Source organism: Pseudarthrobacter sp. AB1 (assembly GCF_014926485.1).
Taxonomy (GTDB): domain Bacteria; phylum Actinomycetota; class Actinomycetes; order Actinomycetales; family Micrococcaceae; genus Arthrobacter.
In genome coordinates this window covers 63787-75451 of record NZ_PZKO01000042.1, presented here as the reverse complement: position 1 = coordinate 75451, position 11665 = coordinate 63787, and the positions used below count along the sequence as shown (strand labels likewise).

Genomic DNA, 11665 nt, shown 5'->3' with positions numbered 1-11665 from the left:
GCCCGGCGGACACGGCTGCTGATCCCTGACAAAGCACCGGAAACCGAAACGATCACCACGCTCCTGGCCGCTATAACCGAGCTGAAAAACAGCCTCCGACAACAGGACCGGCTTCTGGCCTGAGAACCACTCGGCCAGCCCTTCAACCACCAGCACGACCCATCGGAGACGTGGAACCCGACGCCCAACCAGCGACACCAGGCCCTGCCAGCACACCCAAAACCAGAAAATCAGCCCGAACCAGAATCAAACCGGAACCCGACGGCCAACCCGAGCATCATGAAAAATCCGGGCTAGCGTCACAGCCACCACGCAAGAGCGCGAACTGGCAGGAAATGCCCTCAAATGTGGAAGCTGAGGGCATTACCTGCCAGTTCGCGCTGTTGGAGTCGGGCGGGTCAGTTCTGGTTGAGTTCCGCCGAGATGGCCATCGCGGCCTGGCGCAGCAGCGGCACGGCGCGGTCGGCGAAGCTCTGGTCCACGCGGCTGATCGGCCCGGAGACCGAGATGGCGGCAGGGGTGGGCGCGTTGGGCACGGCCATTGCGAAGCAGCGCACGCCGAGTTCCTGCTCTTCCTCGTCGATGGAGTAGCCGCGTTCACGGATCAGCTTGAGATCGGCGAGGAGGGCATCAATGTCGCCGATGCTCTTGGCCGTGGGGGTGGGCATGCCGGTGCGGGCCACGATGCCGCGCACCACCTCGTCGTCGAGCTGGGCCAGGATCGCCTTGCCCACGCCGGTGTCGTGCGTGTGGGCACGGCGGCCCACCTCGGTGAACATGCGCATGGAGTGCATGGACGGCACCTGGGCCACATAGATGACCATGTCCGAGTCCAGGACGGCCATGTTGGAGGTTTCGCCGAGGCGGTCCACGAGGTTCTTCAGCTGCGGGCGGGCCACGGCTCCAAGCTGCTTGCTGGCGCCTTCGCCAAGCCGGATCAGCCGGGGGCCCAGTGCGTAACGGCGGTTGGGCAGCTGGCGGATATAGCCAAGCGAGACCAACGTGCGCAGCAGACGGTGGATGGTGGGCAGGGGCAGATCCGTGGAGGAGGAGAGCTCGCTGAGCGTCACGTCACCGCCCGCGTCTGTGATGAGTTCCAGCAGTTCGAAGACGCGCTCGACGGACTGCACGCCTCCGGAGGCTTTTTCAGCCATTCCGTTGTCTCCTATGGCTCAGATTCTGACATCTCTTATCCACATCGTGAAAAGAGTTGCTTAGAACACTCAACATACAGCACAAGCAGGCCCCAGGCGATGTCCCCAAACATGACCATCAGGGGGTTGCATTTCCACTTTGTAGATAATAATATCCATAATACGAAAACATTTGGTTGCACGAGTGGTCCGGCAACGGACCCAACGAGGAGGAAATTCAATGGCGAACCCGAGCCCCGGAAATTCGATCACCCTGCGCGTCGCGGCGCCGTCGAGCTTCACCGCCACGAGTGAGCTCGCTGCCGCCGTTGGCGCAGCCGGCGCAGCCATCACGGCGCTTGACGTCACGGAATCCCACCACGACACCCTCGTTGTGGACGTCACCTGCAACACCACCGACGACGACCACGCCGCCCGCGTCAAGGATGCCCTGAACGCGCTCGACGGCGTCACGGTCCAGCACGTCTCGGACCGCACCTTCCTGATGCACCTCGGCGGCAAGCTCGAGGTGGTCCCCAAGGTGGCCCTGCGCAACCGTGACGACCTGTCCCGTGCCTACACGCCCGGCGTCGCCCGCGTCTGCCTCGCCATCGCGGAGGACCCGTCGGCGGCCCGCAACCTGACCGTCAAGCGCAACACCATCGCCGTCCTCACCGACGGTTCGGCCGTCCTGGGCCTGGGAAACATCGGCCCCGCCGCGGCCCTGCCCGTCATGGAAGGCAAGGCCGCACTGTTCAAGCAGTTCGCCAATGTCGACGCCTGGCCGGTCTGCCTGGACACCCAGGACACCGAAGAAATCATCATGATCGCCAAGGCCATGGCCCCCGTCTACGGCGGCATCAACCTTGAGGACATCGCGGCGCCGCGCTGCTTTGAAATTGAGAAGCGCCTGCGCGACGAACTCGACATCCCCGTCTTCCACGACGACCAGCACGGCACCGCCATCGTCACCCTGGCAGCCCTCCACAACGCCCTGCGCGTGGTGGACAAGAAGCTCTCCGAGGTCCGCATTGTTGTCTCCGGCGTCGGCGCCGCAGGCTCGGCCATCATCCAGCTCCTCAAGGCCCAGGGCGCGCAGCACATCGTTGCCGCCGGCCGCTCCGGAGCCATCCACTCGGGCAAGGAGTACGACGACGAGCACCGCGCCTGGATTGCCGCGAACACCAACGAGGAAGGCTTCTCCGGAACCCTGCACGAGGCCATGACCGGCGCCGACGTCTTCATCGGTGTCAGTGCCCCGCACGTGATCGGCGAAGAGCAGGTTGCCGCCATGGCCGAGAACGCGATCGTCTTCGCCATGGCCAACCCGACGCCGGAGATCGACCCCGTCATCGCGTCCAGGCACGCCGCCGTGGTGGCCACGGGCCGCAGCGATTTCCCCAACCAGATCAACAACGTGCTGGCCTTCCCGGGCTTCTTCCGGGGACTGCTCGACGCCGGTGCCAGCGATATCACGCCGGAGATGCTGGTAGCCGCCGCAGACGCGATTGCCAACCGGGTAGCTGACGACGAGCTCAATGCCAGCTACATTATCCCCAGCGTCTTCGATCCTCATGTCGCCGCCGATGTGGCTGCTGCGGTTGCGGCAGCTGCGCACGCAAACGCAGCCCGCGCTCTCTAGATAAGGACTTACGAATATGGCTATCACTGTCACCGACCGCCAGCCGGTCGACCGCGCGGAACAGATCCTCACCCCGAAGGCCCTGGCCTTCCTGGAGGAGCTGCACCGGCGCTTCGCCGGCACGCGCAACGGGCTGCTCGAGGCCCGCCAGGTCAAGCGCGACGGCGTCGCCCGCACCAGCCGCCTGGACTTCCTCCCGGAGACGCAGGAAATCCGCGACGGCGACTGGAAGGTCGCCGAGGCACCCGCCGCGCTGCGGGACCGCCGCGTCGAGATGACCGGCCCGGCCACTCCGGCCAAAATGGCCATCAACGCCCTGAACTCCGGCGCCAAGGTATGGCTGGCGGACCTTGAGGACGCCAGCACGCCCACATGGGCCAACGTCATCGACGCCATCCTGAACCTGCGTGACGCCGCAACGGGTACCCTGGCCTTCACGTCGCCCGACGGCAAGGAGTACAAGCTCCGCACTGACGCCCCGCTCGCCGTTGTGGTGGCACGTCCGCGCGGCTGGCACATGCCGGAAAAGCACCTGCTGATCGACGGCGAACCCGCCGTGGGTGCGCTGGTGGACTTCGGCCTGCACTTCTTCCATACGGCCAAGCAGCTGCTGCTCAATGGCCACGGCCCGTACTACTACCTGCCCAAGATGGAATCGCACCTCGAGGCCCGCCTCTGGAACGAGGTGTTCGTCTTCGCCCAGGACTTCCTCGGCATCCCGCAGGGCAGCGTCCGCGCCACCATGCTGATCGAAACCATCCCGGCCGCCTTCGAAATGGACGAGTTCCTCTACGAACTCCGGGACCACGCCTCGGGCCTGAACGCCGGTCGCTGGGACTACCTGTTCAGCATCATCAAGTACTTCCGCGACGCCGGCGAGGAGTTTGTGCTCCCGGACCGCGCCTCGGTGGTTATGACCGCACCGTTTATGCGCGCCTACACCGAGCTCTTGGTGAAGACCTGCCACAAACGCGGTGCCTTCGCCATGGGCGGCATGGCCGCCGTCATCCCCAACCGCCGCCACCCGGAGGTCACCGAGGCCGCCTTCGCCAAGGTCCGCGCGGACAAGACCCGTGAGGCTAACGACGGGTTCGACGGTTCCTGGGTGGCCCACCCGGACCTGGTCCCCACCTGCCGCGAGGTGTTCGACGGCGTGCTCGGCGAGCGCGCCAACCAGCTGGACAAGCAGCGCCCCGAAGTTTCGGTCACGGCGGACCAGCTGCTGGACATCGCCTCGGCCGACGGCCAGGTCACCGAAGGCGGGCTGCGCCTGAACCTGTATGTCGCCGTGGCCTACACCGCGGTCTGGCTCTCCGGAAACGGTGCCGTAGCCATCCACAACCTGATGGAGGACGCCGCCACCGCCGAGATCTCCCGCTCGCAGGTATGGCAGCAGATCCGCAACAAGTCCGTTCTCGCGGACACCGGAAACACCGTCACCCGGGAACTGGTGGAAAAGATCCTGGGCGAGGAAACGGAGCGGCTCCGGACCGAATTCGGGGACGAGGCGTTCCGCCGGTACTACCAGCCCGCCAGCAAGCTGATCGCCGAGATCTGCCTGTCCGAGGACTACACGGATTTCCTCACCACCCCGGCCTACGAACTGGTGGGCTGAGGCATGGCGGTCTCCCCCACGCCGTCGCTCTCCGCGGCGGACCTTGCCGCCATCGACGCACAGCTGGCCGCCACCGACCAGCTGCTGGAACGCAATTACCCGGGCGACGACGGCACCCGCCAGCCCGTGCACACCGTGTACGTGCCGGCGGACCGTTTCACGCCATCGTTCGCTGCCGACTGGGGCGCCCAGGCGCTCACGACGGCGGAGGCGCACGGCGGGTTCGAGAAGCTCGGCGCGCTGCTGGGCCAGGACGCCGAACTCGCCGGGGCCGTAGCGTCGCGGGTCCGGGCGAAGCTCGAAAGCGAACCGATCGAGGACCTGCGCCTCGACTTCGAGGATGGCTACGGCGACCGCGGCGACGAAGCGGAGGACGCGGCAGCGGTCGCGGCGGCCCGGGCTGTCAGCGAAGCAGTTGCCGCCGGCACCGCGCCCCCGTTCATCGGCATCCGGTTCAAGTGCTTCGAGGCGCCCACCAGGGCCCGCGGCCTGAAGACCCTTGACCTGTTCGTCTCCACACTCGCGCAGGCCGGCGAACTGCCTGCCGGGCTCATCCTGACCCTGCCCAAGGTCACCACCGTGGCCCAGGTCCAGGCGATGGACTTTGCGGTGTCCCGGCTGGAGGAAGTCCACGGGCTTCCCGCCGGCCGGCTCCGCTTCGAGGTACAGGTGGAAACGCCGCAGCTGATCCTCGGGCCGGACGGCACCTCCCCCGTGGCGCAGTTGCCGCACGTGGTTCCGGGACGCATCAGCGCCCTGCACTACGGCACCTACGACTACTCCGCGTCGCTGCAGATCTCAGCCGAGTACCAGTCCATGGAGCACCCGGTGGCGGACTTCGCCAAGGAAGTCATGCAGCTGGCCGTCGCCGGAACGGGCATCAGGCTCTCCGACGGTTCCACCAACATCATCCCGGTGGGCGACGCCGTCGAGGATGCCTGGAAGCTGCACGGACGGCTCGTCCGCCGTTCGCTGGAGCGGGGCTACTACCAGGGCTGGGACCTGCACGCCGCCCAGCTGCCCAGCCGGTTCGCAGCCACGTATGCGTTCTACCGCGAGGGCCTCCCGGCCGCCGCGGCACGCCTCCGCAACTATGTCGACCACACGGAAGGCGGGGTCATGGACGAACCCGCCACCGCCCGGGCCCTGGCCGCCTTTGTCCTGCGCGGCGTCCAGTGCGGCGCGGTGGGGACCGAAGAGGTCCAGGCGCTCGCCGGCGTCGAACTTTCCCAGCTGACCGCACTGGCGCACCCGCGGCTGGCACACTCCACTTCGAAGTAAGGATCCCTTGATGGGCAAGTACTACACCCCGCAGGGCGGACTGCCGCCGCAGACGCACCTGACCACGGAACGGGCAATCGTCACGGAGGCCTACACGGTCATCCCCAAGGGCGTCATGACGGACATCGTGACCAGCACCCTGCCTGGTTTCAGCAACACCCGGTCCTGGATCATCGCCCGCCCGATTTCCGGCTTCTCCACCACCTTCTCGCAGCTGATCGTTGAGATCGGCCCCGGCGGCGGCGCCCCCAAGGCCGAGTTCGAGGCAGGCGTCGAAGGTGTCGTCTTTGTCACCAAAGGCAAGGTCAACCTGACGCTCGACGGCGAACTGCACCAGCTTGAGGAAGGCGGCTACGCCTACCTGGCCGCCGGTGCCACCTGGGGCCTGGAAAACGTCTCAGACGACGTCGTTTCCTTCCAATGGATCCGCAAGGCCTATGAGCGGCTCGAGGGTTACGAGGCCAAGTCCTTCGTCACCAGTGATGCCGAGGTGGAACCCACCGCGATGCCGGATACCGACGGCGCCTGGAAGACCACCCGCTTCACGGATTCCAGCGACCTGGCCCACGACATGCAGGTGAACATTGTGACGTTCCAGCCGGGCGGCGTCATCCCGTTCCCGGAGACCCACGTCATGGAACACGGCCTGTACGTGCTGGAGGGCAAGGCCATGTACCTGCTCAACAACGACTGGGTCGAGGTGGAGGCCGGCGACTTTATGTGGCTGCGCGCCTTCTGCCCGCAGGCCTGCTACGCCGGTGGCCCCGGCCAGTTCCGCTACCTGCTGTACAAGGACATGAACCGCCAGATCAAGCTCACCTAGGCCGTCCCTTACGGGCCCGCCTCCTTACCGGCTGGCCGCCGAAATCGCCGGAACCATGCCGGGTCGCTGCAAATTTGCGGCGACCCGGACACGGTTCCGGCGATTTCGCGTTTAACGGCCAATTCCCACCCGGCGGAAAATAGATTCCCACTCTATGGGAACTTTTTAAGGCCGTCTGTGATGCCAGCCACTAACGTCGCTTTTATGCACACAGATCCAAGCCATTCCGTGATATTGGAAGGCAACGCCTCACGGTTCGTCGACATCCTGCTCGAATTCGCGCGGCACCGGACCCTGACTGCAGCCCAGATCACCAAAACGACGGGCATCCCCACCAGCGCCGTATACCGGCACCTGGCACTCCTGATGCAGTCCGGGCTGGTAGCGCAGACCCGGCGCCGCGGCCAGTACAGCGCCGGCCCGGAAACGCTCCGCCTCGCCGCCAACTTCCACCAGGAAGCCATGGTCAAGGGCCGCATCTCGGAGCATCTACAGCTGCTCTCCGATGAGACCCAGGAACTGGCCGCCTACCTGGTGGTCCGCGGTGCTGAAGCACTCTGCGTGGATGCCATCGAGGGCCCGCAGATGCTGCGCTGCAGCTACTCTCCGGGCCGCTCACTTCCCCTGCTCAGGGGCGCCAGCGCGCTGGCCCTGCTCGCACATCTGGACCCCCAGGAACAGGGCAGGATCGTGGCTGGCCTTGGACTGAGCCAGGAGGACGCAGAGAACCTGAACCACGAGCTCCAGATCGTCCAGGACCGCGGCTTCGGCCTCAGCTACGGGGCGGTGGATGCCGGCGTCTGGGGCGTCAGTTTCCCCGTGCTCGACGACGGCGGCCGGCTTTTGGGTGCCGTCAGCACCATGGCTCCCGCGGACCGGGCGATCCGGCGCGAAAAGCAACTCATAGCAAGCACCCGTGACGCCGCATTGGCGCTCGGACATGGAGAAGGATCCCGATGACCAACCCCACCATCCAGCACACGTGGACGGGCCGCGACGACGGCCCCGGCCCGGAACACCGGCGCTGGCACCACGCAGTGAACACGGTCCAGGCCGGCGCTGCCCAGGCCGGCGCTGCCGGGATTGCACTCCTGGGATTCCGCAGCGACGAAGGCGTCCGCCGGAACAAAGGCCGGGTCGGCGCCGTCGACGGTCCTGCAAGCATCCGCTCCGCCCTCGCCCCCATGGCGGCACCGGCGGACCTCCTGGTCCATGACCTTGGCGACACCAGCGTTGTGGACGGAAACCTCGAGGACGGCCAGAAGCGCCTCGGCGCGGCCGTCTGCCAGGCCCTGGAGGCAGGCCACCTGCCTGTCATCCTGGGCGGCGGCCACGAAACCGCCTTCGGCACCTACACGGGCCTGCGCGCAAGCCAGGTCACCGATGGACGCCGCGTCGGCATCATCAACCTGGACGCGCACTTCGACCTGCGCGCCGAGGAAGTCCCGTCGTCGGGCACCCCGTTCCGGCAAGTGGCCGCGGCCGAGCAAGCCCGAGGCCACGGGTTCAACTACACGGTGCTGGGCATCAGCCAGCCCGGCAACACCGAGGCACTGTTCCAGACAGCCCGGGACCTCGGCGTCAAGTACCTCCTGGATGAGGAATGCACCGAGTCCAGGGCTGAGCAGGTCCGGCAGTTCACGCAGGACTTCATCGACTCCGTGGACGTCCTCTACCTGACGATCGACCTCGATGTCCTTCCCGCGTACGTCGCCCCCGGTGTCAGCGCACCGGCGTCGTACGGGGTTCCCCTCTCCGTCGTCCTGGACGTATGCCGTCACCTGGCCCGCTCCCCCAAGCTCACCGTCGTCGACGTCGTCGAACTGAACCCCAGGTTCGACGTCGACTCCCGCACCGCCCGCACGGCCGCACGCCTCATCCACACCATCGCCACCGAGCGATCCGGACACCGGCATGCGTAGCCGGACGTCCGCTTCCCCCCAGAAACGAGCACACATGAAGAACCGATTCCCGCGATCCGGATGGGCTGCCACGACGGCCGCCCTTCTGGCCGCGCTCCTCGGGCTGGCCGCACCGGCAGCCCAGGCCGAGACGACCCCGGCAACCCCGTCCGCCGGCAAGATGGCAGACCTGCGCTCGGGCAAGACCACCCTTAAGGTCGGCACCGACGCCTCCTTCCCGCCGTTCGAATTCACCGATGCCAACGGCACCAAGATCGGCTTCGACATCGATGTTGTGCGGGACCTCGCCGCCAAGTCCGGCATCAGGAACGTCGAGTTTGTGCAGATGCCGTTCGGCAACATCGTCCCGGCGCTGCAGGCAAACCAGATCGATGTCGGCGCTTCCGCCATCTACATCAGCCCCGAACGCGCCAAGGTGGTGGACTTCTCCGAGATCTACTACCCCGGCGGCCTGGGCATGTTCGTGTCCACGTCCAACGACACCGTCAAGACGCTCGCGGACCTCGCCGGCAAGAAGGTTGCCGTGCAGGTAGGCACCAAGTCCGTGGAGTGGCTGCGCCAGAACCAGCCGCAGGCCGAACTGGTCCAGGTCCAGACCAACGACCAGATGTTTTCCTCGGTCAAACTCGGCCAGGCCGACGCCGTGGTCACCGGGCAACCCGGCGGCCGGTACTTCATCCACGAGCAGGGCGGCCTTAAGCAGGTCGGTGACCGCCTGACGAATGAAAACTACGGTTTCGCGTTCCAGAAAAGCGACTCGGACATCCGCGAGGCCTTTAACACGGCGCTGAAGGGCATGCAGGACTCGGGCGACTTCACCAAGGCCTCTTCCAAGTGGTTCGGCGACGAATCCAGCACCGCCACCGGGCCCACCAAGGAACGCGGCATCTTTAACGTCTCCTCGATCACCAATTCCTGGGGCCCGCTGATGCAGGGCCTGGGAACCACACTGCAGATCATCGCCCTCTCACTGGCCCTGAGCCTGCTGTTCGGCATGCTGGGCGGCTTCGCCAAGCTCTCGCATATACGGCCTATCAGCTGGATCGGCAAGGTCTACGTCTCAGTGGTCCGCGGCACCCCGTTCATCGTCCAGCTGTTCTTCATCTACTTCGGCCTGCCGCAGCTGGGCATCCAGCTCTCGCCGATGGTGGCCGGCATCCTGGCCCTGGGCCTCTACAGCGGCTCCTACGTCACGGAAATCGTCCGCGGCGCTATCCAGTCCGTGGACAAGGGCCAGATGGAAGCAGCCCGGTCCTGCGGCATGAGTTCAGCCTCCGCCCTGCGCCACGTGATCATCCCGCAGGCCTTCCTGAGAATGCTCCCGCCGCTCGGGAACGAGTTCGTCTCCCTGACCAAGAACTCCGCGCTGGTGTCCTTCGTGACCATCAGCGAACTGTTCCTGGTGGGTCAGACCATTATTTCCCGCACCTTCGATGCACTGACCGTGTACGTCTTCATCGGCTTGGTGTACTACGTCCTCACAAACATCATCGGCCTGGCCGCAAACGCAATCGAAAAGAAGATGGCGGTTTACATCTAATGGCACTCCTGGAAACGAAAGACATCACCAAGTCCTACGGTGACCACCACGTCCTCAAAGGCATCGACTTCACCATCGAGCCCGGCGAAGTTGTCGCCGTCATCGGCCCCAGCGGCGGCGGCAAGTCCACCTTCCTGCGCTGCCTGAACCTACTCGAGACGCCCACGTCCGGACACGTTGTATTCGACGGCGAGGATCTCCTGGCGCCGAAGGTGGATCTGGACCGCCTGCGCTCCCGCATGGGCATGGTGTTCCAGCAGTTCAACCTGTTCCCCAACATGACAGCCCTGAAGAACGTCATGCTTCCGCAGATGGATGTCCTGAAGATCAGCAAAAAGGACGCGGAAGCACGCTCCATGGAACTCCTCGAAAAGGTCAACATGACCCACCGGGCGCACGTCTACCCGAACCGGCTCTCCGGCGGCCAGAAGCAGCGCATCGCCATCGCCCGCGCCGTCGCCATGAATCCCAAGGTGATGCTCTTCGACGAGCCCACCAGCGCCCTGGACCCCGAAGTGGTCCATGACGTCCTGGATGTCATGGCCGGCCTCGCCGCCGACGGCATGACCATGGTGGTGGTCACCCACGAAATGGGCTTTGCCCGCAAAGTGGCGGACCGTGTGGTGTTCATCGATGGCGGCAAGATCGCCGCCGACCTCCCGCCGGAAGAGTTCTTCTCCGAAAGCAACAACAACCCGCGTATCCGGTCATTCCTGGAGAAGGTTCTGTAACCCGGGACCGCTTCGGGAACCTGCACCCCGGCAGCGCCGTCGGTCACATCCTGCGGTGAGGCACTGTGACAAGACCTGCCACCGGCCCCCGTGATAGTCGTCGTAGGTCCGGCCGGGCTCACCGGTACGGACCTACACGACCCGAAGGATGGAAATGCGCAGCGCCACAATAATGACCAGGAAGTCTTTGCTAGTTGGATCCGGCCTGGGGCTGCTGGCACTGATCACCGGCTGCGGCAAGTCCGCCGCCGTGGCCCCTGTTCCCTCGCCGTCCACCCCCGCAGCGCCCCACGCCTGGTCCTACGACGGCGCTGAAGGCCCCGGGCAGTGGGGCGCGTTGGGCTCCGATTTCGGCTCCTGCTCTTCCGGCACCGCCCAGTCCCCCATCGACGTCGGCGGTGCTTCCGGCCTTACCCCGGCGCCGCTCACGCTGGCCTATTCGGCTTCCGAAGGCGAGATCACGGACAATGGCCACACCACCGAGCTGCGCGCCCTCGCGGCCCAGGGCATCACAGTGGGCGGCAAGCAGTATGCCTTCAAGCAGATGCACTTCCACGCGCCGTCCGAGCACACGCTGGAGGGCGTCCGCTACGAGGCCGAGTTCCATTTCGTCCACCAGGCCGACGACGGCGGGCTTGCCGTCGTCGGGATCCTCGCCACTGTTGGGGCGACCAATACGGCGTGGGCGCCGTTCACGGACAGTGTGCCCGCCGCAGCCGATGGGCAGAAGGTGGCGGCCGGCGTCGTGGACTTCCCGGCACTGTTCCCGGCGTCACTGGACCATTTCGCGTATGACGGCAGCCTGACCACTCCGCCCTGCTCGGAAGGCGTGCGCTGGCTGCTCCTCGAGACCCCCGTCGAACTGGGAGCCGGGCAGCTTGCCGCACTGCGCGCCGCGCACGCGGGCAACAACCGGCCGGTCCAGCAGCTCAACGGCAGGGACGTGGTTGTGGTCGATCAGTAGGGCCTCAGGGCACG

The 11665-nt window shown here is 66.0% G+C and carries 10 protein-coding genes; 9 read left to right on the top strand and 1 reads right to left on the bottom strand.

Features of this window, described 5'->3' with window-relative positions; translation table 11 throughout:
* Nucleotides 1-398 precede the first annotated feature (398 nt).
* Entirely contained in the window at nucleotides 399-1154 is a 756-nt protein-coding gene (locus DAD99_RS11300; RefSeq protein ID WP_185261646.1) for an IclR family transcriptional regulator, read from the bottom strand.
* Nucleotides 1155-1374: 220 nt separating this feature from the next.
* Between DAD99_RS11300 and DAD99_RS11295 the strand changes: the two genes are divergently transcribed.
* The 9 genes from DAD99_RS11295 (at nucleotide 1375) to DAD99_RS11255 (ending at nucleotide 11651) form a co-directional block, all read left to right on the top strand.
* Nucleotides 1375-2775 (top strand): NAD-dependent malic enzyme, encoded by a 1401-nt coding sequence (locus tag DAD99_RS11295; RefSeq protein ID WP_185261647.1) that lies wholly within the window; start codon nucleotides 1375-1377, stop codon nucleotides 2773-2775.
* A 16-nt stretch (nucleotides 2776-2791) separates the two neighbouring features.
* Nucleotides 2792-4390 carry a malate synthase A gene (gene aceB, locus DAD99_RS11290; protein ID WP_185261648.1) on the top strand — a complete coding sequence of 533 codons (1599 nt, stop codon included), beginning with the start codon at nucleotides 2792-2794 and terminating at the stop codon, nucleotides 4388-4390.
* Nucleotides 4391-4393: 3 nt separating this feature from the next.
* The gene (locus DAD99_RS11285) at nucleotides 4394-5671 is read left to right on the top strand and encodes a DUF6986 family protein (protein ID WP_193341605.1); all 1278 of its coding nucleotides are present in this window, start codon (nucleotides 4394-4396) and stop codon (nucleotides 5669-5671) included.
* A 10-nt stretch (nucleotides 5672-5681) separates the two neighbouring features.
* Complete coding sequence (locus tag DAD99_RS11280) at nucleotides 5682-6494, top strand: bifunctional allantoicase/(S)-ureidoglycine aminohydrolase (protein WP_185261650.1); 813 nt, start codon at nucleotides 5682-5684, stop codon at nucleotides 6492-6494.
* Nucleotides 6495-6698: 204 nt separating this feature from the next.
* Entirely contained in the window at nucleotides 6699-7454 is a 756-nt protein-coding gene (locus DAD99_RS11275) for an IclR family transcriptional regulator (RefSeq protein WP_193341604.1), read from the top strand.
* On the top strand, nucleotides 7451-8416 hold the full coding sequence (gene hutG / locus DAD99_RS11270) for a formimidoylglutamase (protein ID WP_185261652.1): 966 nt from the start codon (nucleotides 7451-7453) through the stop codon (nucleotides 8414-8416). The genes DAD99_RS11275 and hutG overlap by 4 nt, the downstream gene beginning before the upstream one ends.
* Before the next feature lie 34 nt (nucleotides 8417-8450).
* Complete coding sequence (locus DAD99_RS11265) at nucleotides 8451-9956, top strand: ABC transporter substrate-binding protein/permease (protein WP_185261653.1); 1506 nt, start codon at nucleotides 8451-8453, stop codon at nucleotides 9954-9956.
* Nucleotides 9956-10687: an amino acid ABC transporter ATP-binding protein gene (locus DAD99_RS11260; RefSeq protein ID WP_193341603.1), complete on the top strand. Its 732-nt coding sequence runs from the start codon at nucleotides 9956-9958 to the stop codon at nucleotides 10685-10687. Before DAD99_RS11265 ends, DAD99_RS11260 begins: the two co-directional genes overlap by 1 nt.
* Nucleotides 10688-10841: 154 nt before the next feature.
* Nucleotides 10842-11651: a carbonic anhydrase gene (locus DAD99_RS11255; protein ID WP_193341602.1), complete on the top strand. Its 810-nt coding sequence runs from the start codon at nucleotides 10842-10844 to the stop codon at nucleotides 11649-11651.
* Nucleotides 11652-11665 lie beyond the last annotated feature (14 nt).

Bases quoted from the DNA above. Each gene is read 5' to 3' on its own strand.
- DAD99_RS11300 (WP_185261646.1), bottom strand. From the start codon at position 1,154: ATGGCTGAAAAAGCCTCCGGAGGCGTGCAGTCCGTCGAGCGCGTCTTC.
- DAD99_RS11295 (WP_185261647.1), top strand. From the start codon at position 1,375: ATGGCGAACCCGAGCCCCGGAAATTCGATCACCCTGCGCGTCGCGGCG.
- aceB (WP_185261648.1), top strand. From the start codon at position 2,792: ATGGCTATCACTGTCACCGACCGCCAGCCGGTCGACCGCGCGGAACAG.
- DAD99_RS11285 (WP_193341605.1), top strand. From the start codon at position 4,394: ATGGCGGTCTCCCCCACGCCGTCGCTCTCCGCGGCGGACCTTGCCGCC.
- DAD99_RS11280 (WP_185261650.1), top strand. From the start codon at position 5,682: ATGGGCAAGTACTACACCCCGCAGGGCGGACTGCCGCCGCAGACGCAC.
- DAD99_RS11275 (WP_193341604.1), top strand. From the start codon at position 6,699: ATGCACACAGATCCAAGCCATTCCGTGATATTGGAAGGCAACGCCTCA.
- hutG (WP_185261652.1), top strand. From the start codon at position 7,451: ATGACCAACCCCACCATCCAGCACACGTGGACGGGCCGCGACGACGGC.
- DAD99_RS11265 (WP_185261653.1), top strand. From the start codon at position 8,451: ATGAAGAACCGATTCCCGCGATCCGGATGGGCTGCCACGACGGCCGCC.
- DAD99_RS11260 (WP_193341603.1), top strand. From the start codon at position 9,956: ATGGCACTCCTGGAAACGAAAGACATCACCAAGTCCTACGGTGACCAC.
- DAD99_RS11255 (WP_193341602.1), top strand. From the start codon at position 10,842: ATGCGCAGCGCCACAATAATGACCAGGAAGTCTTTGCTAGTTGGATCC.